Here is a 23,874-nt window from a genome sequence, read left to right as displayed (position 1 = left end):
GTTTGTTATTCCTTCCTGCGAGACATTGCGGCATATGCCAAGTTGATGATTTCCTCAGCTACTTTTTTACCATCATGAAAAACCAAGCCACTATGCTGGTCAATAAAATCATCAGTAATCACGCGACACCCCTGCTCACGCAATCCCTTGAAATCATTTTTAACAGGTTCAAGGTAGGCGTCATAATCTTTAGGATTGAACTTAGGCATATCTATTTTGGCACCATTAACCAAAGTCGTATTAATGTAGTGTCCACCAAGATGGGCATTGATTACTCTTACATGATCACAATCTGAAAAATGATCTGTCTCACCTAATTGGGTCATAATATTGCATATATAAATTACCTCTGCATTAGTTTTTTTGACAGCCTCTCCTAAATTAGGAATCATTAGGTTAGGCAAGATTGATGTAAACAAACTTCCAGGTCCTAAGACTACAGCATCAGCATTTTTTATTGCCTCCAAAACAGGCGGTACAGCTTCTGGTTCAGACTTGGAATTTGTATTTGTAACCCATACTCGTTTAATTCTTTTGTCTTTATCAGTAATTTCTTTTTCACCATCTTGAATGGAACCATCAACAAATTCTGCATTAAGCGTTAAGGGCTCATTAGAGGCTGGAAAAACATGACCGTCCACTCTCATCATTGTAGATAAAGACTGTACTGCATCAAAAATATTTCCGTGCATTTCATTCAAAGCAGCGATAATCAAATTACCAATGGCATGGCCAGAGAAAAATGAATCGGAAGAATCAAAGCGATACTGGAAGACATCTTTTTCTTCTTGGGAAATTTCACTTAACGAAACTAAAACATTACGGATATCACCAGGTGGAACAACATTAATAAAATTGCGAATAGAACCAGAAGAACCTCCGTCATCTGAAACTGTCACTATCGCTGTGATATCAGCATTCTTCTCTTTGAGCGCATTTAAAACAACCGGCAGCCCTGTACCGCCACCAATAACTACAACCTTAGGTCTCCTGCTTTTCGTAGTGCGAATTGCTTTTTCATCAAATGTCATATAATCACCTATTTCTAGCGTAACGACTAATTTCACGATGGGTGATGTCAACCGTGTAATCTTCAGCCAAATCTTTTGCTAATTGGTGTGCGATTGCTACACTGCGGTGCTGCCCACCTGTACAACCAATCGCAATAGTTAACTTGCTTTTACCTTCTTTGATATATCCTGGTAAAGCATCTTTTAATAAATCCAAAAATTTCTGATAAAAGCTGCGAGTTTCTTTTTTCTCCATCACATAATTAAAAACTCTCTTATCAAGACCGGTAAATGGTCGCAATTCTGGAATGTAAAATGGATTAGGTAAAAATCTGACATCCATCACAATATCAGCGTCAATCGGCATGCCATATTTAAAGCCAAAAGATAATACTTCAATTGAAAAGGGCTGTTTATGCTTTTCACTAAATCTATTAGCCATCTCTTGCTTCAATTCTTTTGGACTTAGATTAGACGTATCAATTATGTCATTTGCACGACTTTTGATGCCGGTTAAAATTCGTCTCTCTTCTAGGATACCATCAAGTAAACGACCGTTATTGGCCAAAGGTGGTACACGCCTTGTTTCTTTATAGCGTGCTACTAAAGTATTATTTGTCGCATCTAAAAAGACTATCCTTGTTTGAACATTGCCGTTATCTTCAAGTGAATTGATTTCATTATCCAAATCCTTATAAAACCGTCTAACACGTAAATCAATTACCACGGCCACTTTGGTAAAACCATCTGAATTCACGATCAAGTCCCAAAAACTTGGCAAAAGCGTTGGAGGCAAATTATCTACTACAAAATAGCCCATGTCTTCTAAAGCATGAGAAGCTACGGTTTTTCCTGCACCACTCATTCCAGTAACAATCAGTAGCTGCTTTTTGTGCTTAGCCATTTTTGCTGACCTCCTATTACTAAAATTATAACATACCAGGTGTGCCCTTACTTTTTTGGGTAAAAAAAAAGTTCATTTGAACTTTTTCATATATTATCTGTTAACAAATGCAGCAATAATTTCGTTAATTCCAAAGATCAATAGCCAGAAAGACACTAGCCAAATCAAGGTTAATGCGGATAATGCCGGATTAAACATCAAACTAATTGCTATTAACAATCCCAAAATGTTTAAAATAATGTTTATCCAAAAGAAAAAGGTAGAAACCTTTCTCATATTCCAAGAAAAAATAATGCCAGAGATTGAGTCAAATAGAAACCAAAATGCAAATAAATATGCAATAGTTAATCCACCAGCATCATAGGAATAGAGAAATAAAATTCCTACGATAATATCAAGCACTCCTGAAACTATTGACAACCAGCTAGAAGGGATAAAATACCTAAAACGGCTGTAAAATACTAACCAAACAAAACCTTGGACAATGGAAACGATAGCAAAAAGCAAAACAAATGCATGTAGCGCTTTACCAGGATGGCGCAATAAAAATAGTCCAGCAATTATCATTAATATACCGGAAATAAATGCGGCCCAGTTAAACCCGCGATTTCCTCTGTAACTAGAAAAATTATCCATTTTTATTCCTCCTTGCGCTATATTGTACACTTTATTGTGAATAATTAATACTATTTACTTGGTTTTTCACTAGCCTTTTTAGTTAATGCTGTGTCCCTTTTTAGCACTGGTTTTAAATATTGCCCCGTGTAGCTTTCTTTAACTTTGGCTACTTGCTCTGGGGTTCCGGTAGCAACAATTTTGCCACCAGCCTCCCCTCCTTCGGGTCCAAGGTCAATCAACCAGTCAGCATTTTTAATCACATCTAAATTGTGTTCAATTATTAAAACAGTATTTCCTTGATCAACCAATCTTTGCAATACTTCCAATAAACGCTTGATATCATCGGTATGTAGTCCAGTTGTAGGTTCATCAAGAATATAGAAATTCTTTCCCGTTGACAACTTTTGTAGTTCAGCTGCCAGCTTCATTCTTTGAGCTTCACCACCAGAAAGAGTAGTAGCAGACTGACCCAATTTGACGTAGCCTAAGCCAACATCCACGATTGTCTGCAATTTACGAGCAATCTTAGGAATTTTTTTGAAAAAGGTACAAGCCTCACTGATTGTCATATCCAATACTTGTGCAATGTTCTTCTTACGGTATGTAACTTCTAAAGTTTCAGAATTGTAGCGACTGCCATGACATACTTCACACGGAACATAAACATCTGGTAGGAAGTTCATCTCTATTTTAATAATACCGTCACCATGACAGGCTTCACAACGACCACCTTTAACATTAAATGAAAAACGTGCTTTGGTATAACCGCGGAGCTTGGCTTCATTTGTCTGAGCAAACAGCGCTCTAATATCATCAAAGACGCTGGTATATGTGGCGGGATTACTACGTGGAGTGCGTCCGATTGGGCTTTGGTCAATATCAATAATCTTTTCAATATTTTGATATCCGCTAATACTCTTATATTTGCCAGGTTTGGTTTGATTTCTATTTAATTTCTGTGCCAGGGCACGCTTTAATATCATATTAACTAAAGTTGACTTGCCGGATCCGGAAACTCCGGTAACCACAATTAATTTGCCAAGGGGAAACTCAACCTTGAGGTTTTTAAGATTATTTTCTGCCGCACCTGTTAATGTGATTTTCTTGCCATTGCCTTTACGCCTTTTCAAAGGCACAGGGACAAACTTCTTACCAGCCATATATTGCCCGGTTAAGGATTTATTGTTTTGTTCAACTTCTTCAGGAGTTCCGGCAGCCATAATCTCACCGCCGTATGTACCAGCACCTGGCCCCATATCAATCAAGTAGTCAGCTTGTCTCATAGTTTCATCATCATGCTCGACAACGATAAGTGAATTGCCCAAATCACGCATGCGCTTTAAAGCAGCTATCAACCTGTCATTATCACGTTGGTGCAAACCAATTGAAGGCTCATCGAGAACATACATAACACCTGAAAGATTAGAACCAATTTGAGTTGCGAGTCGAATTCTTTGAGCTTCGCCACCAGACAAAGTGTTAGCAGAACGTGACAGTGTCAAGTAATCTAAGCCTACGCTATTCAAAAAATTGAGTCGATCGCGCACTTCTTTTAATATCGGTTTTGCAATTACTGACTCCTGCTCGTCAAGTTTGATATTTGTGAAAAATTCAAGAGCATGACTAATTGCCAAATCAGAAGCTTCAGCAATGTCTTTGCCATTGACTTTGACAGCCAGGGCTTTACGATTTAACCGCTTGCCATGACAGGTTGAACAGGTCAGCTCAGTCATATATTTTCCCATAACATCACGCATGAATTTGGACATTGGATGGTAATAGCGTCTTTCAACATTTTCCATGGCACCTTCAAAAGGTGCAGTAGTGTCATTAACGCCAAAATCACCAGTTACATGAAATTTAATTTTCTTAGTCGAGCCATGCAGAATCGTCTCTCTTTGCTTTTTGGTTAATTTACCAAAAGGTTTGTCTAGGGGAATTTTTAACGCTGCACAAGCTTGTTCAAGCATTTCCCCATAGTACTTCGAATTCTTCCATGGTGCGATTGCACCTTCTGCCAAAGTTTTACTTTTATCTGGGACGACTAAATCTTCATCGACTGATAACTTCACACCCAAGCCATCACAACCAGGACAGGCTCCAAATGGTGCGTTAAAAGAAAATAGACGCGGTTCCATTTCACCTACAGTAAAACCACATTTAGGACAAGCATAGTACTCTGAAAAATTGATCATATCACTACCGATAACATCAACATTCATATAACCATCCGATAAACGCAAAGCAGCTTCTACTGAATCAAAAAGTCGCAAACGAATACCTTCTTTAACAATTAAACGATCAACGACGATATCAATTGAATGGCGTTTATTCTTTTCTAAATCAAATTCTTCACCAATCTCATGCATAGTACCATCGACAATGACACGCACATATCCGGCGCGTTGTACCCGTTTAAAAACTTCTTTATGAGCACCTCTTTTAGATCTAATTACAGGTGCCAGAATTTGAATACGACTTCGCTCAGGTAAAGCTAAAATACGATTTACCATCTGCTCGACTGACTGACGCTCAATTAAGGTGCCATCATTTGGACAAACCGGATGCCCAACTCGAGCCCATAATAATCGTAGATAGTCATTGATTTCAGTCACTGTGCCAACAGTTGACCTGGGATTATGTGAGGTAGTTTTCTGATCAATTGAAATCGCAGGATTTAAACCATCAATCGAATCAACATCAGGTTTGTCCATTTGACCCAAAAATTGCCGTGCATAGCTTGACAATGACTGAACATACCTTCTTCGTCCTTCAGCATATAATGTATCAAAAGCTAAAGAACTTTTCCCAGAACCTGACAAACCAGTAATAACGACCAATTTATCCTTAGGAATTGACAGGTTAATGTCTTTTAAATTATGTTCACGGGCTCCCCGAATAACAATCTTATCATTTACCATTTAATGCTTTCCCTTTTTTCTTTATTGGACTTCTAGTTGAACTTTCCAATTCCATGATCGCATCCCGTAAAGTAGCGGCTCCTTCAAAGTCAAGTTTCTTAGCAGCCTCCTGCATTTGTTTACGCAAGTCTTTAATCATAGTTCTCTTTTGTTTGGCAGTTAATTCATCAAAATTCAAATCGGCAAAACTGTCAGTTTGAGCGTCTTCATCAGCAACTTTTGTGGCAGAAATCACATCTCTAATAGGTTTAACAATCGTTTTCGGTTTCATGCCGTGTTCTTCATTAAACTTAATCTGTAATTTACGTCTTCTCTGCGTTGCTTCAATGGCTTGTCGCATTGAATCAGTAATCGTATCAGCATACATTATTACCGCACCATCAGAATTTCTAGAAGCACGACCCATTGTCTGAACGAGAGGTCTGTAAGAACGCAAGAATCCCTCTTTATCAGCGTCAAGGATTGCAACCAGCGAGACTTCCGGTACATCAATACCTTCACGCAACAAGTTAATACCAATTAAAACGTCATATTTACCGGTTCTCAAGTCACGTAATATCTGCATACGTTCCAACGTTTTAACATCTGAATGCAGATACTGCACTTTGATGCCCAGATCCTTCAAATAATCCGTCAGATCTTCGGCCATTTTTTTCGTTAGAGTAGTAACAAAAACACGTTCATTCTTTTCAATTCGTTTGTTAATTTCGGCAACAAGATCATCAATCTGTCCTTCAACCGGTTTTACTTCAATCTTAGGGTCAAGCAAACCTGTCGGCCTGATAATTTGTTCAACTTTGTGATTTGTTCTCTGCAATTCATAATCACCTGGAGTTGCCGAAACATAAAGAATTTGGTTAACGTGCTTCTCAAATTCAGCGAGTTGCAAAGGTCTGTTATCAAGAGCAGACGGTAAACGAAAACCATAATCGATTAATGTCTTTTTACGATTGCGGTCTCCGTTATACATTGCCCTTATTTCCGGCATTGTAGCATGAGACTCATCAATTAAAATCAAAAAGTCATCAGGGAAGAAATCCAGCAAAGTATACGGTGGCTCTCCCTCTTTACGTCCTTCCATATGGCGAGAATAATTTTCGATACCATTGGTATAACCGACTTCGCCCATCATTTCCATGTCAAAAGTCGTACGTTGCTTGATACGTTCGGCTTCTAACAATTTACCTTGACCCTCAAATTTTTTCACTTGTATTTTCATTTCTTGTGAAATTGCTTTAAGAGCCCTTCTCATTTGTTCTTCATTAGTCATAAAGTGAGTAGCCGGAAACAGAGATATACTTTCTCTTTCACCAATTACTTCACCAGTTAAGGCATCAACTTCTACAATTCTGTCAATTTCATCGCCAAAAAATTCAATTCGATAAGCATGATTAGAATTACCTGCAGGAAAAACTTCTACAACATCTCCACGAACGCGAAAACGACCACGTTGAAAGTCAATATCATTACGATCATATTGGATATTAACAAAATCACGCAACAGAGTATTTCTATTATATTCTTCGCCTTCATGAACAGTAATCACACTTGCAGCATATTCTTTAGGATCACCTAAACCATAGATGCACGAAACAGAAGCAACGACAATGACATCATTACGTTCCATCAAATCGCTGGTAGCTTGGTGACGCAACTGGTCAATTTCATCATTAATTGCAGAGTCCTTTTCAATATAAGTATCGGATTGAGGCACATAAGCTTCCGGTTGGTAATAATCATAATATGAAACAAAATAGTCAACAGCATTATGAGGGAAAAATTCCTTAAATTCGCCATATAATTGGCCAACTAAAGTCTTATTATGAGAAATAACTAAAGTGGGTTTATTTAATTTTGCAATAATATTGGCCATTGTGAAGGTTTTACCTGTACCAGTAGCACCTTCTAAAATCTGTTCCTTATAGCCTTTTTTGAAGCCAGTAGCTAATTTGTCGATAGCTTGTTGCTGATCACCTGCTGGATTAAATTTTGAAACCAGATCAAATTTACGTTCTTCTTGTCGTTTAATCATCGAAAAACCTCTCGTAGAAAAAGTTGGACAAAACAGCCCAACTTTCATTTTCACTTATTATATTTTACACTCTCGAACGTATTTTCGCATCCTTTTTGTTTTATTTTAACAGTTTTGCTAATGCTTTTTGATAACTTTCAGCAGCTTCAGTTGCAGTAGCAATATCTGGTTTATTTACTCCAACATAAGCTTTAATTACTGGTTCTGTACCTGAGGGCCGCAAAGCCAGCCAAGTTTCATCGGCCAAAAAGTATTTTAATACATTTGATTTAGGTAAATCTCTCATTGGTTTAGTGCCATCTTCAATAGATTCCTGTTGCTTTAAAAAGTCTTGAATTTTAACGACCGGGATTCCATTTATTTTTTGTAAGTTTTCAGAACGCAATTTTGCCATCAATTCGGCCATTTTCTTTTGTCCACCAATTCCTGGCATTTCTATAGCTTTGGTAATTTCATACGATGTGCCATATTTTTGCCAGATTTCACTCAAACCATCTAAGACTGTCATATTCCTTGAGGCATAATAAGAGGCTACTTCAGCAAACATTAACGCACCTTGCATAGCATCCTTATCTCGAGCAAATGGTTTAAAAAGGTAACCATAACTTTCTTCAAATCCCATTAAAAATTTTCCATCATGCATTTTATTCATGCGGTCAATTTCTTCGCCAATAAATTTAAAACCCGTCAAAACTGATTTTGTTTTGATACCAAAATCCTGTGCAATTTTAAGCGGCATGCTACTTGAGACTATTGAAGTAATTAATTCATAGTCACTTATGAGTTGACCATTATTTTTCAAATTAACCAATAAATAGTAAATCATCAAGGTAGCAATCTGATTGCCTGTTAAAACTTGAAAGTCACCATTTTTTGTTCGCACACAAGCACCCATACGATCTGCATCAGGGTCAGTTGCAATGATTAAATCGGCATTTTTTTCATTTGCCAGCTTAATCCCTGGATCAAAGACATCACGATATTCTGGATTTGGCTTTTTAGTAGTGGGAAATTCTGGATCGATGATTGCTTGACTGGGAACGGGTATTACATTACTAAAACCACTTTGCCTAAAAGCTCGTTCATAAAGCATTTTACCTGTACCATGCAAAGGAGTATAAATAATTGTTAGCTTATCGGCATTTTGCTTTATAAGTTCAGTATTAACATTTACCGTTTTCAGTTTTGCTAAATATACTTCATCAATATCTTCTCCAATTAGTCGCAAAATTCCCTGAGCCCGCAGTTGAACTACTGGTGCAGTATTGACAGTAAATATATCAGTTACTTTTTGGGAGTATTCAAAAACACGCTCAGCATCTTCAGGCCCCATTTGGGCACCATCAGCACCATAAACCTTGTAACCATTATATTGCTTGGCATTGTGAGAAGCAGTGATATTAATTCCTGCATACGAATGTAAATATCTTACTGCAAATGAAAGCTCAGGAGTTGGTCTTAGATCATCAAAAAGATAAACACGAATATTATGAGCTCCTAAAATTTGAGCTGCATGCTCCGCAAACTCGCGAGAGTGATAGCGAGAATCAAAAGAAATCACTACACCCCTTTTTTGAGCTTTGTCACCTTTTTCATCGATCAGACGGGCCAAACCTTCCGTCACTCGACCTATAGTATATAAATTAATACGATTAGTCCCTGGCTCAAGTCTGCCCCGCATTCCAGCGGTTCCAAAGTTAATGTCTTGGCCAAATGCATCCGCAATCCATTTAGGATCTTGACTCAGCTTTGTTAACTGTTCTTGCAAGTAATCAGGCATGTTGTGTGCATTTTGCCATTCTTGAAATGTTTTTTCAGCTTTCATTTAGATAAGGTACCCCTTTTTCTAGCAATAAATTCGGTTTCATAGATTCTATTCTAGCATTTATCATTATTATCATCCGTAAAAATAAAAAAAGAATTCATTTTAAATGAATTCTTTTTTTAATCTTTATATTTAACGATCATTTAAGTCTTGGAGATAATTATAAGCTTCTTGACCGGCTATACTGCCATCACCAACTGCATTAGCAATCTGACGTAGATCTTTAGCACGCACATCACCTAAAGCAAAAATGCCATCAACTTTGGTTCTCATGTGTTCATCAGTTGGTATCCAGCCCTTCTCGTCAGTTATTCCCAAATCTTTAAATGGAGCTGTTTGAGGAATAACCCCAACATAAATAAAGACACCTCGAGTTTGCAAATGCTTTTCTTCTCCTGTTTCTTTATCTTTGTATGTGACTCCGGTAACCTTTTCGCCATCTCCATCAATAGATTCGGTCAAACCATTCCAAATAAAGTGCATTTTGGAATTAGCGAAAGCACGTTTTTGTAAAGTCGGCTGAGCCCGTAATTGATCACGACGATGGATAACCGTGACTGATTTAGCACTTTGTGCCAAATAAATTCCTTCTTCAATAGCTGAATCACCACCACCTATAACAGCAATGTCTTCGTCCTTAAAAAAGGCAGCATCACAGACTGCACAATAAGAAACACCTTTACCGGAATATTCTTCTTCACCCGGAACTCCTAAATGACGATGATCAGCTCCGGTAGCGATTATTAATGCAGGAGCGCTATATTCACCAGTGTCTGTTTTTACGATTTTCTGGTCTCCGTCTATAGTTACTGTTTGAACATCGCCATACTCAAATTTTGTACCAAATTTCATGATTGAATTATACATTTTTTCACTTAGTTCAGGTCCTTTTATTTCACTGAAACCAGGATAATTGTCAATCGCATCGGTATTATTCATTTGCCCGCCATACAAACCACGATCAAGCATTAGAACTGATAAATTTGCACGAGAAGCATAAAGAGCGGCAGTTAACCCACCTGGTCCTGCTCCTATAATGATCACATCATATTTTTCCGTCATAGTTTTACCCCCAGTACTTTCTTATTTTTCGTAAGTAATGTTACAACGAATTGATCGCTAAAGTCTAATTTCTTGTTTAGGACTCCTGCCCATCATCTTGGTAATTTCATCATCAACGTTGGAATTTTGGTATAAAACTCGATAAATTGCTTCACTAATTGGCATATCAATTTGCTTTTCCTGACATAATTCATGCACAGCTTTTACCGTTGTAGCACCCTCTACAACTTGACCCATATTCTGCAATATGTAGTCAAGACTCTTTCCTTCTCCTAATTGCTTACCACAACGCCAATTACGCGAATTAACTGAAGTACAGGTAACAATTAAATCACCTATTCCGGAAAGTCCACTGAAAGTCATTGGATCAGCACCAAAATAATTAACTCCTAAACGCGTAATTTCAGCTAAACCACGAGTCATTAAAGCTGCTTTGGCATCATCACCATAATGTTTTCCTACTAAAATGCCCGCTGCAATGGCAATAACATTCTTAACTGCTCCTGCCACTTCAACTCCAATCAAGTCACTGTTTGTATAAAGGCGGAAATAATCATTTGAGAATAATTGCTGGACCTTTTGGGCATTTTCCCTGCTTGTTGAGGCACATGAAATTGCAGTTAAATCTTTTTGAGCTACGCTTTCTGCATGACTCGGTCCTGAGATTGCTACAATTTTGTCCTCATCATCCGGATAGATTTCTTCTGTCAATATTTCAGAAATCAATTTTTTAGATCCCGGCTCAATACCCTTAGTCGCTGTCACAATAAGTGGCTTAGCATTAGTCTTTTGTAACACCTTGCTTACATTTTGAGCAACACTGCGAATAGCCTGAGTAGGCAGAACAAATAAAACGATTTCTGCATCCTTTAGTGCTTGATTTAAATCACCCGTTGCAGTAACCGTCTGATTTACCTGCCAATTCTTCATGTAATGTTCATTAGTATGATGCCGATTAACCTCATCATTAACTTTTGCGTTATTACCGTACAATACGATTTCATAGCCTTTATCAGCAAGCATCGATCCCAGAACCGTGCCCCATGAACCTGCTCCTAAAACTGCAATTTTTGTCATTTCTAACTCTCTTTCACTTAAAACAATTTATTAGTCTCGACTATAAGGATACTTCAAGCCGCTGCCGTCAAGATACCATTTCGGTTTAACTACTTTTCTGCGATAAATAAATAATCCTACGACCACAGCAAATAGTATTAAACTAAGCATTTGTGAAACGCGTATCGAACCCATTAAATAAAGGCTGTCGGTCCGCATCCCTTCCACAAAAAAGCGCACGACAGCATACCACGCCAAATAAAGCATAAATATTTCACCTTGTTTGAATAAATGCTTTTTATGTCTCAAAAACAATATTATTAACAAACCAATTAAATTAAAAAAAGATTCGTACAAGAAAGTAGGTTGGTAGTAGATTCCACCGATTTTCATTTGGCTAATGATAAAATTAGGCAAATGCAAGCTTTGTAAAAATGCTAATGTTGTTGGTTCACCATGGGCTTCCTGGTTAATAAAATTACCCCAGCGTCCCAATATCTGAGCCGCCATTACACCTGGGGTAATAACATCCAACATCAAAAATGGGGGCAGCATTCTTTTATAACAAAATACCAAAAGAACTGCCAAACCAGCTAACAGACCACCGTAGATAGCAATGCCGCCATTCCAAATAGCAATTATCTGATCGAGATGCTGGGAATAATAATCCCTTTCAAAGATAACATAATAAATACGAGCACCAACATATCCAATTGGAACAGCCCATAATAGCAAATCCATGAAGTCGTCACTTTCAATTTGTCGCTTGCGTCCCTCAATAATTGCCATTGATACGGCTATGATAATCGCTACCGCCATGATAACGCCATACCATTTGACATTTAAGTTTCCTAATTTAAATGCTACAGGACTAATGGTCAATGTCATTTATTCTTATCCTTTGCTGAATCTTCTTTAGAGTTTTTCTTAATTAACTTCGTTAAGTTATTATCAAAAGTTTTCGTGGCGTTATATCCACTCCTTTTGGCACGGAAATTCATTGTGGCAATTTCAATAATGTCTTCCATGTTGCGGCCTACTTTAACTGGAATAGTAATTTGTGGCACTTCAACATTGCAAATATCACGTTTACTCTCTTCAAAGCCTAAACGATCGTAATTTGCCTTATTATCCCAATTAACAAGCTTGATTACTAGTTGAATACTTTCACGGCTTTTGACGGCACCAACACCAAACAAATCCATGACATCAATTATGCCAATGCCGCGAATTTCCATTAAATGCTTCAAAATGGCCGGTGCTTCACCCATCACCGTTTCAACATCTTTTTGATAGACATCAACCCGATCATCGGCAATTAAACGATGACCACGATGAATCAAACCCAAGGCAGTTTCAGATTTCCCAACACCGGAATCACCAGTCAAAAGGACACCCATACCCTTGACTTCAATCAGAACACCATGAATAGTATCGCGAACGGCCAGACGTTCGCGCAAATATTCCGTTAATATACTAGAAACATAAGTGGTTGATTCAGGTGAAGAAAGGATTGGAATTTGTGCATCATCAGCAGCTTTAACTAATTCAGGCGGTACACGCAGAGAACGTGACACAAAAAAGCACGGCGTATCAGGTGTGCAAAGCTTAGTAAAAACATCGACCAAGCTATCGTGATCTAACCTGGCAGCATAAGAAATTTCTGTTCTACCCAATAACTGAATACGCTGGCGCGGATAAAAATCAAAGTATCCTGTCAATTCCAACCCTGGTCTGTAAATATCGGATACTATAATTTCTTTATCGTTAATATATTGTTTTCCGTGCACGACGTGGACAATTTTATTATCACGAATTAAATTCTTTAATTTGACCGCATTTGTCATTTTAAATTGCCCCTTTTTACTTGTCGACATCTTTAGTTTTAGCATCACGTACTTTTTTACGTTTTGGTCTGGCTTCATTATTTTGGTTCCAGTTTCCCCAGTTATAAGGACCAGGACCAGAATTTCCGCTCTTATTTTCATCATTTTTAGTAAAATGGTTAATAAGCCATATAATGCCAATAATAACTAAAGCTGCGGGCAGTAACAAAATAAAGACATGAAACATGGCGTAAATAATACTCAAAATGACTACTGCAAGTAAAACTAAACCAATAATTCCCCAAAAACTCATCTAATCACCTACTCTGGATTTTCCTGACTTAAAAGCCACTGCAAATATGCATAAACAAATGGTTGCAGCTTACCATTCATTACACCATTTGTATCAGAAGTTTCATAGCTTGTACGCAAATCTTTAACCAAATTATAAGGATGAAAAACATAAGACCGAATTTGAGAACCCCAGCCAATTTCTTTTTGGTCACCTTTAAGTTCCTGTTTGTGCTTACGTTTCTTTTCTTCTTCTAAATGAAACAATTTTGCTCGCAATTCATTCATCGCGGTTTCCCTATTTTGCAGCTGGGATCGCTGTGCCTGAGATGTTGTTACAATTCCTGTGGGCAAGTGAGTGATTCTAACGGCACTTGAAGTTTTATTAATATGTTGTCCCCCTGCACCACTTGAACGGTAGACATCAATACGAAGGTCTTTAGGATTAATATCAACTTTAATACTGTCATCAATTTCCGGAATAACCTCAACAGACGCAAAAGACGTATGTCTTCTTTTAGCTGAATCAAATGGTGAGATTCTAACTAACCGGTGAACCCCATTTTCCGACTTCATTAGACCATAGGCATTTTTGCCAGTAATTTTTGCACTGACACTTTTAAGACCAGCTTCTTCTCCAGGTTCATAATTATTAATTTCAAACTTGAAATTCCTAATATCAGCATAACGCTGATACATTCTAAGAAGCATTTGCCCCCAGTCCATAGCCTCAGTACCACCAGCACCAGGGTGAATTTCAATAAGCGCATTATGACTATCGTATTTACCAGATAAGAGCAAATCTAATTCGTAATCATGAAATTCAGTCTGCAACTGTTGTAAATCTGCTTCAACTTCTTTTTGTAAATCATTATCTGGCTCTTCTCTCAGCAACTCTACTGCAGTTATTTCATTTTCATAATCAGACTTTAATTTATCAAAAGAATCGCGTTTCTCTTTTAACAAATTTGTTTCACTGATCAAGCTTTGGGCTTTTTCTTGATCATCCCAAAAAGAGGGATCTTGCATCTTGTTTTCATTAACAATAATATTTTCAGTAATTGAATCTAAGTCAAAGAGACCCCCTAAAGTGGTCTAACCGCTTTTTTAAACTATCTAATTCATTTTGAATTTCACTTATTTCCATTTTTAAGCATAACACCTTTATTCTTAATAAAATTTCAGTAAAAAAGAGAAAGCAGCTGCTTTCTCTTCAATCTTAACTGTTAACGACTAAGATTTTGTCTAATTTCAGCTTTCATAAATAAACGAGTTACGTCAAATTCAATATTTGAAACCATTTCTTCAAACATGTTGTAACCAGAATCCTGGTATTCAACCAACGGATTAAGTTGACCGTAACCACGCAAACTAATTGATTGCCGTAATTGATCCATTGCATCTATATGATCAGTCCAGCGGTCATCAACTACTCGCAATATAACTACTTTTTCAAATTCAAGCATTTCTGAAGGATCAGCTAAAATTTCTTCTTTTTCTTCGTAATTAGCTTCAACAAGATCATATAGTTTTTGCTTTAAGTCAGATACTGTAATTGTTTTGAAGTCAATTGCATCTGTCTCTTCTTCGTTGGTTAAACTGGAAGAAATAAAGTCCCGCAAAGAATCAAGGCGCCACTTGCTGCGATCACCTTGCGTAAACATATCTACTTGACTGTTAATAGTACGACGAATCATCGGAATTAAAACATCCTTAAGGGAATCTTCTTCGCCGATAACTTGCATCCTTTCACCGTAAATGATTTCACGTTGAATACGCATAACATCATCATATTGCAGAGTTTGCTTACGAGTATCGTAGTTATTACCTTCAACCCGTTTTTGAGCTGACTCAACTTGCCTGGTGATCAGACGACTCTCAATCACTTTATCATCGTCATTATCTGATAAACGATCAAGAAAATCTTTTACCCTGTCACCACCAAAACGCTTCATCAAATCATCTTCAAGTGAAAGATAAAAACGTGTAACACCAGGGTCACCCTGACGACCAGAACGTCCACGGAGCTGATTATCAATTCTACGAGATTCATGACGCTCGGTACCAATAACAGACAGTCCACCTAATTCTTTGACACCGGGCCCTAATTTAATGTCAGTACCACGACCAGCCATGTTAGTAGCAATAGTTACGGCACCGCGTTGACCAGCATTCATAATGATCTGAGCTTCTTTAGCATGGTTTTTAGCATTCAGAACCGCATGCGGTATTCCTTCTTGGTCAAGCAATTTACTTAGTCTTTCAGAACTTTCAACCGCGACAGTACCGACCAAAACTGGTTGACCTTTAGAATGACGGTCTTTTATTTCATTGACAACAGCCGCAAACTTAGATGACAAAGTTGGGTAAAGAATATCAGGATTATCTTTTCTAATTAACGGGCGGTTTGTTGGAATCGTAATAACCTGCATATTGTAAATTTCACGAAACTCTTCTTCTTCCGTTTTAGCAGTACCAGTCATCCCGGCAAGTTTTTTATACATTCTAAAGAAGTTCTGATAGGTAATTGTAGCCTGAGTCTTGGATTCTTCTTGAATCTTTACTCCTTCTTTTGCCTCAATAGCTTGGTGCAAACCATCAGAATAGCGCCGTCCTTGCATAACACGACCAGTAAACGAGTCAACAATTAAGACTTCACCATCTTGAACAACATAATCAATATCTTTAAGCATAATGTAATTTGCTCTCAGAGCCTGATCAATATGGTGTACTAGTTTTTGATTCTCAACATCGTATAAATTTTTAAGTCCAAAATGATCACAAGCTTTTTGGATACCTGTTCTGGTTAACGAAATAGTCTTAGTAGGCCAGTCAATCTTATAATCACCATAGTCTTTGTCATCGTCTGCATCATCATCACTCTTATCCTCTTTAAGGGTTTTGACAAAACGGTCTGCACGAATATAGTCACCATTAGCTTGTTCGGCTTCACCCGAAATAATCAATGGCGTTCTAGCTTCATCAATTAAAATTGAGTCGACCTCATCGATAATAGCATAGTTAAGCTCGCGTTGAACCATTTGTTCCTTGTAAACAACCATGTTATCACGTAAATAGTCAAAACCAAGTTCAGAGTTAGTTGAATAAGTTACATCACAACTATAAGCTTCCCGTTTTTCATCTGGCGACATCGCATTAAGATTAAGACCAACTGTTAAGCCTAGCCATTTATATAGCTGACCCATTTCTTCTGCGTCACGACTGGATAAGTATTCGTTGACAGTAACAACATGAACACCTTTTCCTGTTAGTGCGTTCAAATATACAGGCATGGTTGCAGTCAAAGTCTTGCCTTCACCGGTCATCATTTCAGCAATATTACCATAATGCAGTGCAATACCACCTAAAACCTGAACATGAAATGGGTAAAGTCCTAAAACTCTTTTGGCACCTTCACGAGCAACTGCAAAAGCTTCTGGTAAAAGTGAATCCAAACTTTCACCATTTTTTAGCCTATCACGAAATTCAGGTGTTTTAGCCTGCAATTCTTCATCAGAAAGTTGACCATACTCTTCTGCATGATCTTCAACTTTACTAGCAATTTTTTCAAACTTTTTCAGTTCTCTTTTATCATTATTGTATAGTTTCTTTAAAATGTTTACCATTTAATCGATCCTTATATGTAGTTAAAGTATAAAAACACATGATAATTTTACCATGATTGAAGCTAAATGAAAAATAAACAAAACAAAGACCTCACACTAAATGTGGGGCCCTTGCTTGATAATACTATTTTTATTTTGTTTCAATCAAACCATAACGGCCATCATTTCTGCGATAGACAACACTTGTACCGTTAGTTTCACCATCTTGGAAAACAAAGAAATCATGTTCAAGCATATTCATTTGCAAAATCGCTTCTTCAGGACTCATCGGTTTCAAACCAATTTGTTTATTGCGAACAATAGAAAACTCATTGACCTCTTTATCTTTAGAATCCTCTTCTGCACTTTCAACAAAGAAATCGTTAAATCCTTTTTCACGACTCTTACGATTCACACGAGTCTTATACTTTCTGATTTGTCTTTCAAGTTTTTCTGAAACAAAATCAATACTGCGGTACATATCGTCAGTTGTTTCTTCAGCTCTCAATACTAAGTATGGCAGTGGTATAGTTACCTCGACTTTAGCCTTGTGATCACGATACACCTTTAAATTTACATGAGCAATCATATCTTGATTCAAATCAAAATACTTCTCTAATTTTTTTAGGCGCTTTTCTACGTAACTTCTTAAAGCATCAGTTACCTCAATATTTTCACCACGGACATTATACTTTAACATATGAGATTCTCCTTTCAACTGCTTATGCAGTCTTATGTTACCTATATTATAGCAAAATTATAGCAAAACATGAAAGCGCTGAACAATTTAGTTTTATCTGCATAAGGTAAAACTACTAATTTTTGCATTAGGAAAAACTTCTGCCAACGCATCCCGTGCATGATAAAGCGTTCTGCCCGTAGTATATATATCATCTAATAAAAGTATCTTGTATTTCTTCAAATTAATCGTAAAGTTTTTCTTAACAAAAAAACTTTGCTCACTTCTTAATCTTTCAGCGCGATTTTTTTCTCCCTGTGCACTTAGCCCTGGTTTTTTACCCAATACACAGGTTAATGAAACCAGATTACCATAAATTGAACTGATAGTATCGAATTGTCTTTGTTCAATATGTTCTGGAGAAGTAGGCACAGGAACATAGAGGTCGGCTTGATATTTAGTTAGATTTTCCCGACATAATTCCTCTAATACTTTGTGCAAAGCATAATCACCATATCTCTTATAATTAACCATTAAATCATGAAAAGCTTCATTATATAAATACAAGGAATGATTTTTTAGTAATTTTTTTCCATAGATTTTCTGCCAATTAATACAATCTAAACAAAATTTATTTTGGCTCAACTTACCAAAACAATTTGGACAATGTTTGTCAGGGATGCGCATATATTTACTTTGACAATTAGAGCAAATACATTTGGTTTCCTGCTTGTGCCAAGAAAATAATTGGATAAATGACACTTTAGCAACAAAAAGCTGCCCACACAGTAAGCACCTTCTCATTTGTTCATCTCGCGAATTTGTTTCATTGCATTACGAATGCTGTTGGTATATTTATGATAACAAAATAAAACCAAACCACTGGAATCAGTTTTGTCTCTTCCGACCCTACCGGCTATCTGCACTAAGCTCGAAGCAGAATAAATTTTATCATCCGCTTGAACAACAATTACCCAGACATGATTAAAAGTAACCCCTCGTTCCAAAATTGTAGTTGTCACTAATAGCCGAGTTTTTCCTGCTCGAAACTTTCCAACTTTTTTAATTCTATCTGTATCGTTTGCATGAACCCCAGAAATCTCAATCTTACTAAGTTTTGGCTCTTTTTTTAAGGCATCAATATAAAGATTTATTTGATCAACACGAGGTACAAAAAGCAATAATGGGTGGCCTGCTTCTACAACTTTTATAATGTCTTTAATGAGATTAACATTAATTTTGTTTTGATGCAGAAATGGACGGAGAAATAATTTTTCTTTTGGTACAGGTAAAAGATTTCCATGGAACCTTCTTTTCAATTTTAGTTTCTGCAATTTACCTTTTTCTACGGATGCTAATAAATCTTTAGTAGGCGTTGCGGTTAAGTATACTCTCTGTCCCTTGTCATTAATTGCATTTTCTGCTGCAAAATGCAATTCTGAATTATGAACATAGGGAAAAGAGTCAGCTTCATCAATTACAAGTAAATCAAAAGCATGAAAAAACTTTAATAATTGGTGTGTCGTACAAATAGTTAATTGTTCTAGGCCTGGCTCTTGGTACTCACTGCCATGATATTTACCGATTTTAATTTCACTAAAGGCATTTTGAAAACGTGGATATAACTCGTTTACAACGTCGATTCTTGGAGTTGATAGACAACATCTTTTTCCCTCTGCTAAACAGTGTGCTATTAAAGGAAAAAGCATTTCTGTTTTACCTGCACCAGTTACCGCATGAACTAGTGAGTCCTGACCGTTGATATAATTTTCAATTAATTTACGTGAAATTTTAGCCTGTAGTGAGGTTAGTTCACCCTTCCACGTTAATCCACCATTTGCTTTTATCGAGAAATTTATTTTTTGTTTATTGCGAATTAAATAATCACCCTCTACAATTCTTCCCAGACCAATGCAAGTTCTGCAATATGTTTTGCCACTTGGCAGTTTAGCATAAGCCCTGGCATTGCAGCGCAAGCAGCGACCATTTTTAATTGCCTCGATTTTGGTTAAGCCAGCCTTTGTGCTAAAATCCATTTGACTACTAACCCATTGGCGGCCTGCTAGATTTGAAATACTTTCCATTTTGTCCTCCAATAATAAATACGCAAAAAAGGGCTGATTTTTTGAATGAAAAAGAAAATTATTTGACCATTAAAGACAATGGCAATCACGAATTAACGATTAAAAAAAGTCGTTTTATTACGACTTTAATACGGACCCCAACTATTGAAGAAGCTGAAAAGGCAATTGCCGCTGTGTCTAACAAATACCGTGATGCCACTCATAATACGTTTGCTTACACCATTGGTTTAAACGATGAGCACGTCAAAGCAAGTGACAATGGTGAACCATCTGGTACGGCCGGAGTTCCAGAACTAAAAGCCTTGCAGTTAATGAAACTCAAAAATGTCACTGCAATAGTTACGCGCTATTTTGGCGGAATAAAATTAGGGGCTGGAGGTTTGATACGTGCATATTCTAATAGTGTGACTAAGGCAGTAGAAGCCGTAGGCGTAGTTAAACGAGTTCAGCAACAGGGAGTTAAATTTCAAGTCGATTATAAAAAATTCGATGAAATCCAGCACTATCTTAATCAACAAAAAATCTTTATTGACAATATTGATTATGGCGTCAGCGTGACAATTTCAATTTACATTGATGAAGGCAAATTAGAGGAATTAGAGAATGACCTCACTAATATTTTGTCCGGCAAAATACAGTTTATTTTTCTGCCTAAAAGATATAATGAGGTTCCCGTTACTCAGCACAATTATCATGATCAATAAAAGCATAATTCAATAACTATACAAAAGAAGAAGACAATCCACATTTAAGGAATTTGTCTTCTTTTTTCTTGTTAATTTTAGCAGTAGTCAAATTGACTTTTAAACTAAAATCTCTTGTCAGTATCTGCCAAGTTTAATCTTTCTTTTTCTTTTTTAATTGCTCAGGCTTGTCTTGCCCAAGATGCCAAACTTCCACCGTAGGATCTTTCTTACTCCGAGAATTAATCAGCTTTTGGGTCAAATTCATCAGCGGTTTATATTTTTCTCCTAAAAGACCAATGGATTCCACAAAAAACTCTAGGGCAACTGCCAGACCTGCAATTAAAACCCACATCCCCCACATTGGTGACAACAAAAACAAGAGAGAAATGAATGAAAAAATAAGTGATAAAGCATAAATCGTTAAAACCGTTTGTCTGTGGGTCAAACCCATTTTCATTAGTTGATGATGCAAATGGTGCTTATCGGCTTGCGAAACGGGACGGTTATTTAATTTGCGCCGAATCATGGCATAAATCGTATCTGTAATTGGAACCCCTAATATAGTGACTGGCACTAACAGAGAAATAAAAGTCACATTTTTTAAACCTTTAAGTGAAAATACCGCAATCATAAAGCCAATGTATAACGCTCCTGTATCACCCAAAAATATTTTTGCGGGATGAAAGTTATAAGGTAAAAATCCTAATAGGCAGGCAGCAAGCATAAAACAGCCAATAGGTATGTATAGTTGACCGGTATGCAGGAAGAAATAACCAACGATCCCCATGGTAATAAGTGAAATCATCGAAACCCCATCGGCCAGGCCATCAAGACCATCAATTAAATCAACTGCATTAGTTAAGGCCAATATCCAAAAAATAGTAATTGGTAAACTCCACCAGCCTAAGTGTATTTGTTTATTAAGAAAGGGCAAATTTAAGACGTTCATCCTGATGCCGGCAAGAAAATAAATTACCAGAGCGCCAATAAATATACCCAACATTTTTTGCCTTGGCTTTAGCTCCATAATATCGTCAATTATACCAGTCAAGACAATCACACTGGATCCTAAAAGTATGCTAAAAGCCTCATGTGTCGGGAATTGCTCACGCAATAAAACAAAAGCGCCAATATTGAAGGTCACAAAAATACCCAATCCGCCTAAAGTTGGCATTGGTTTTTTATTTACCCTTCTTTTATTTGGAATGTCGACTGCACCTAATACAAAAGCCAATCTCCTAATAAAAGGCGTGATCGAAGCTTGTATAATCACTAAAAAAAATAATTCAACAATAATTTTAAACATAGTCGGCTACTTTCATTTATAGTTGTCTTAATTATACAAGCTGGAACAAAAATGCACAAATTAGGTTAATTGAACACTAGTTTTTTTAACAAAAAATTGTTATTTAAAATCAAAAAAGAACTAGGTTCAAATGAATCCAGTTCTAATTAATTCACAAAATATAAAAACTACATGTGAGAGGCAGCTGAACTTGCATCAGCCTCTTCTTTGACATTGGTTACAGCACTTTCTCCAGCTATTCTTCCAAAAACAACAGCATTAGTAATGCCCATCCCACATCCGGGATAAGTCATTCCGCGCCAACCACCTGTAGTACTACCTGCAGCATAAAGATTGTTTATCTTTTTATCAAAATTGTCCAGAACTTCAGCTTTGGTGTTAATAGCTAATCCACCTGCCATGTCTGGTGTTGAAGGAGCCAGTTTAGCAGCATAAAATGGTGCTTTGAAAGCTGTTAAATCTTTTTGACGACCAAATTCTGTATCTTCACCTTTAATAACGTCATTATTCCACTTTTTAATTGTTTTCTCTAATACCTCTTGGTTTAGGTTAATCTGCTGAGCTAATTCTTTTATCGTATCAGCTTTCTTGAAGTAACCATCTTCTACCTCACGTTTTAAATGTGGTGACGGAGCTGGTGCTGAAAAAGCAGCTGGCATTTCATTTGCCATGCCTTCATCAAAAATTAACCAAACGTAGCCTTGATCAAGACTTGCGATTTTCTTAGAGGCATATTCAAAATACATATCTTCCCTAAAGTGCCTTTTAGCATCTGTGCCTACCCAAATGTAAGGCTTTGTCCAGGCAGTACACAGAGGACCGATACATACATTATCGCCGGATTGAGTACCAATTGAGTTGGCTATTGGCATCCACATATCTTTTAACTTAGCGCCAATTTCAGCGCCCATAGTGATACCATCACCCATTTGTCTGATTGAGCCATATGATTCTCCAACAGCAAAATCAGGCGCAAAACTCTTAAGCATTTCTTTGTTACGAGAAAAGCCTGCTGTAGCAATAATAACACTTTGGGCTTTGTAGTTACCCTTATTAGTATGTACACCAACTACATTATTATTCTCGTCAGTTATTAAGCTCTCAGCTGTGATATTAAAAATAAATTTTGTGCCAACTTCTTTTGCCTTATTGTAAAGCGGCTTTGACAGACCATAGCCACTTTTTTCGACAGTTAAATGTGATCTGGCTGCCGGAATAGCATAGTCTTTCATTGCTTCTTCATTGCCAATTTCTTGGACTTCTTGAAAATTGACACCAACTTCACCAGCCAGCCATTCATAATCTTCTGCGCCATGTTCAACGATTGTTTCTCTCATACCCGCGTCTTCATAGCCTTGACCAACTGCTTTTAAATAATTATTCCAGTTTTCCTTGGTATCTTTTATTCCCTGAGATTTTTGCAAACTAGTGCCCCCACCAGCGTTGTAATAACCACCAGACAGAGTCATATCGGACAACATATAACTTGAAGTATATTCCAAGCAAATTACTGAGGCACCTTTTTGCCTTGCAGCAATAGAAGCTGAAAGACCAGCAGCTCCCGCTCCGATTACCAAAATATCTGTTTGATCTTCAAATTCTAAATCATCTGGATTTATGTTGCGATAGTCTTTGCCATTATCCTTTTTCTCAGTATTTCTCAAATCAACTTTTTTATCAAGACCACTAGGATCGCCAGCCTTTGAAACTGCATCTCTGACTGCTTTTTGGACAGCTTGAAAACTAATAGTTGCTCCAGTAACTGCATCAATGTTATATGACTGATGCTCAACAATTAGCTTTGGTGCCTTTTTTAAAGCAGCAGTGCTTATACCAGAAGTTTCATCCTGTTGATCAATTGTTACATTCGTAATTTTATTGTCTTTAACGGTTACCGAAACCTTAACTTCACCGCGGTTACCAGAACCTTGTCCCTGATAAACGCCATCTTTTAAATTTGCCATTTCTT

19 protein-coding genes are annotated in these 23,874 nt (G+C 37.1%); 1 reads left to right on the top strand and 18 read right to left on the bottom strand.

Going from position 1 to position 23,874, the window contains the following annotated elements; all coding sequences use genetic code 11:
- Positions 1-5: 5 nt before the first annotated feature.
- From yvcK to H3T43_RS06475, 16 genes are all read right to left on the bottom strand, one after another.
- A complete protein-coding gene (gene yvcK, locus H3T43_RS06550; RefSeq protein WP_198213385.1) occupies positions 6-1,031 on the bottom strand; it encodes a gluconeogenesis factor YvcK family protein in 1,026 nt (341 codons plus the stop codon).
- Positions 1,032-1,035: 4 nt separating this feature from the next.
- Positions 1,036-1,914 carry an RNase adapter RapZ gene (gene rapZ / locus H3T43_RS06545; protein WP_034977488.1) on the bottom strand — a complete coding sequence of 293 codons (879 nt, stop codon included), beginning with the start codon at positions 1,912-1,914 and terminating at the stop codon, positions 1,036-1,038.
- Positions 1,915-2,007: 93 nt separating this feature from the next.
- Positions 2,008-2,571, bottom strand: coding sequence for an HdeD family acid-resistance protein (locus tag H3T43_RS06540; RefSeq protein ID WP_255358030.1), 564 nt, complete (start codon positions 2,569-2,571; stop codon positions 2,008-2,010).
- Positions 2,572-2,600: 29 nt separating this feature from the next.
- Positions 2,601-5,453, bottom strand: coding sequence for an excinuclease ABC subunit UvrA (gene uvrA, locus H3T43_RS06535; protein WP_198213383.1), 2,853 nt, complete (start codon positions 5,451-5,453; stop codon positions 2,601-2,603).
- Positions 5,443-7,485 (bottom strand): excinuclease ABC subunit UvrB, encoded by a 2,043-nt coding sequence (uvrB, locus tag H3T43_RS06530; RefSeq protein ID WP_034977480.1) that lies wholly within the window; start codon positions 7,483-7,485, stop codon positions 5,443-5,445. The genes uvrA and uvrB overlap by 11 nt, the downstream gene beginning before the upstream one ends.
- A gap of 100 nt (positions 7,486-7,585) precedes the next feature.
- A complete protein-coding gene (locus H3T43_RS06525) occupies positions 7,586-9,310 on the bottom strand; it encodes a phospho-sugar mutase (RefSeq protein ID WP_198213381.1) in 1,725 nt (574 codons plus the stop codon).
- A 132-nt stretch (positions 9,311-9,442) separates the two neighbouring features.
- Entirely contained in the window at positions 9,443-10,372 is a 930-nt protein-coding gene (gene trxB, locus H3T43_RS06520; protein WP_198213379.1) for a thioredoxin-disulfide reductase, read from the bottom strand.
- 57 nt (positions 10,373-10,429) lie between these two features.
- Positions 10,430-11,449: an NAD(P)H-dependent glycerol-3-phosphate dehydrogenase gene (locus tag H3T43_RS06515; RefSeq protein ID WP_198213377.1), complete on the bottom strand. Its 1,020-nt coding sequence runs from the start codon at positions 11,447-11,449 to the stop codon at positions 10,430-10,432.
- 30 nt (positions 11,450-11,479) lie between these two features.
- On the bottom strand, positions 11,480-12,316 hold the full coding sequence (gene lgt, locus H3T43_RS06510) for a prolipoprotein diacylglyceryl transferase (RefSeq protein ID WP_198213375.1): 837 nt from the start codon (positions 12,314-12,316) through the stop codon (positions 11,480-11,482).
- Positions 12,313-13,275, bottom strand: coding sequence for an HPr(Ser) kinase/phosphatase (hprK, locus tag H3T43_RS06505; RefSeq protein WP_034977465.1), 963 nt, complete (start codon positions 13,273-13,275; stop codon positions 12,313-12,315). The genes lgt and hprK overlap by 4 nt, the downstream gene beginning before the upstream one ends.
- Positions 13,276-13,291: 16 nt before the next feature.
- Positions 13,292-13,567: a hypothetical protein gene (locus tag H3T43_RS06500; protein WP_109586077.1), complete on the bottom strand. Its 276-nt coding sequence runs from the start codon at positions 13,565-13,567 to the stop codon at positions 13,292-13,294.
- 8 nt (positions 13,568-13,575) lie between these two features.
- Positions 13,576-14,692, bottom strand: a protein-coding gene (prfB, locus tag H3T43_RS06495) for a peptide chain release factor 2 (RefSeq protein ID WP_187161002.1) whose coding sequence is annotated in 2 segments (ribosomal slippage) — positions 13,576-14,619 and positions 14,621-14,692 — 1,116 coding nt in all. Because the reading frame shifts where the segments join, the coding sequence is not laid out codon by codon here.
- A 79-nt stretch (positions 14,693-14,771) separates the two neighbouring features.
- Complete coding sequence (gene secA, locus H3T43_RS06490; protein ID WP_034977457.1) at positions 14,772-17,171, bottom strand: preprotein translocase subunit SecA; 2,400 nt, start codon at positions 17,169-17,171, stop codon at positions 14,772-14,774.
- A 130-nt stretch (positions 17,172-17,301) separates the two neighbouring features.
- Positions 17,302-17,850, bottom strand: coding sequence for a ribosome hibernation-promoting factor, HPF/YfiA family (gene hpf / locus H3T43_RS06485; protein WP_034977454.1), 549 nt, complete (start codon positions 17,848-17,850; stop codon positions 17,302-17,304).
- A 93-nt stretch (positions 17,851-17,943) separates the two neighbouring features.
- A complete protein-coding gene (locus H3T43_RS06480; RefSeq protein ID WP_198213373.1) occupies positions 17,944-18,633 on the bottom strand; it encodes a ComF family protein in 690 nt (229 codons plus the stop codon).
- Positions 18,630-19,913, bottom strand: a complete 1,284-nt coding sequence (locus tag H3T43_RS06475) for a DEAD/DEAH box helicase (RefSeq protein WP_198213371.1) — start codon at positions 19,911-19,913, stop codon at positions 18,630-18,632. Before H3T43_RS06475 ends, H3T43_RS06480 begins: the two co-directional genes overlap by 4 nt.
- Before the next feature lie 41 nt (positions 19,914-19,954).
- Between H3T43_RS06475 and H3T43_RS06470 the strand changes: the two genes are divergently transcribed.
- Positions 19,955-20,617 (top strand): YigZ family protein, encoded by a 663-nt coding sequence (locus H3T43_RS06470; protein ID WP_198213369.1) that lies wholly within the window; start codon positions 19,955-19,957, stop codon positions 20,615-20,617.
- A gap of 133 nt (positions 20,618-20,750) precedes the next feature.
- Here H3T43_RS06470 and H3T43_RS06465 read toward each other — a convergent pair whose 3' ends face one another.
- Both H3T43_RS06465 and H3T43_RS06460 read right to left on the bottom strand, forming a co-directional pair.
- On the bottom strand, positions 20,751-21,905 hold the full coding sequence (locus H3T43_RS06465) for a glycosyltransferase family 4 protein (protein ID WP_198213367.1): 1,155 nt from the start codon (positions 21,903-21,905) through the stop codon (positions 20,751-20,753).
- Between the two features lie 167 nt (positions 21,906-22,072).
- Positions 22,073-23,869 carry an FAD-dependent oxidoreductase gene (locus H3T43_RS06460; RefSeq protein WP_198213365.1) on the bottom strand — a complete coding sequence of 599 codons (1,797 nt, stop codon included), beginning with the start codon at positions 23,867-23,869 and terminating at the stop codon, positions 22,073-22,075.
- Positions 23,870-23,874: the final 5 nt, after the last annotated feature.

The organism is Lactobacillus sp. M0396 (assembly GCF_016101625.1).
Taxonomy (GTDB): domain Bacteria; phylum Bacillota; class Bacilli; order Lactobacillales; family Lactobacillaceae; genus Lactobacillus; species Lactobacillus huangpiensis.
The sequence above is the reverse complement of the archived record's forward strand: the minus strand, read 5'-3'. Positions and strand labels throughout refer to the sequence as shown.

Excerpts from the sequence above, each read along its gene's own strand:
- rapZ (WP_034977488.1), bottom strand. The coding sequence starts at position 1,914 with ATGGCTAAGCACAAAAAGCAGCTACTGATTGTTACTGGAATGAGTGGT.
- lgt (WP_198213375.1), bottom strand. The coding sequence starts at position 12,316 with ATGACATTGACCATTAGTCCTGTAGCATTTAAATTAGGAAACTTAAAT.
- H3T43_RS06500 (WP_109586077.1), bottom strand. The coding sequence starts at position 13,567 with ATGAGTTTTTGGGGAATTATTGGTTTAGTTTTACTTGCAGTAGTCATT.
- secA (WP_034977457.1), bottom strand. The coding sequence starts at position 17,171 with ATGGTAAACATTTTAAAGAAACTATACAATAATGATAAAAGAGAACTG.
- H3T43_RS06460 (WP_198213365.1), bottom strand. The coding sequence starts at position 23,869 with ATGGCAAATTTAAAAGATGGCGTTTATCAGGGACAAGGTTCTGGTAAC.
- uvrB (WP_034977480.1), bottom strand. The coding sequence starts at position 7,485 with ATGATTAAACGACAAGAAGAACGTAAATTTGATCTGGTTTCAAAATTT.
- H3T43_RS06480 (WP_198213373.1), bottom strand. The coding sequence starts at position 18,633 with ATGAGAAGGTGCTTACTGTGTGGGCAGCTTTTTGTTGCTAAAGTGTCA.
- hpf (WP_034977454.1), bottom strand. The coding sequence starts at position 17,850 with ATGTTAAAGTATAATGTCCGTGGTGAAAATATTGAGGTAACTGATGCT.
- H3T43_RS06525 (WP_198213381.1), bottom strand. The coding sequence starts at position 9,310 with ATGAAAGCTGAAAAAACATTTCAAGAATGGCAAAATGCACACAACATG.
- hprK (WP_034977465.1), bottom strand. The coding sequence starts at position 13,275 with ATGACAAATGCGGTCAAATTAAAGAATTTAATTCGTGATAATAAAATT.
- H3T43_RS06515 (WP_198213377.1), bottom strand. The coding sequence starts at position 11,449 with ATGACAAAAATTGCAGTTTTAGGAGCAGGTTCATGGGGCACGGTTCTG.
- H3T43_RS06465 (WP_198213367.1), bottom strand. The coding sequence starts at position 21,905 with ATGTTTAAAATTATTGTTGAATTATTTTTTTTAGTGATTATACAAGCT.
- H3T43_RS06475 (WP_198213371.1), bottom strand. The coding sequence starts at position 19,913 with ATGGAAAGTATTTCAAATCTAGCAGGCCGCCAATGGGTTAGTAGTCAA.
- trxB (WP_198213379.1), bottom strand. The coding sequence starts at position 10,372 with ATGACGGAAAAATATGATGTGATCATTATAGGAGCAGGACCAGGTGGG.
- uvrA (WP_198213383.1), bottom strand. The coding sequence starts at position 5,453 with ATGGTAAATGATAAGATTGTTATTCGGGGAGCCCGTGAACATAATTTA.
- yvcK (WP_198213385.1), bottom strand. The coding sequence starts at position 1,031 with ATGACATTTGATGAAAAAGCAATTCGCACTACGAAAAGCAGGAGACCT.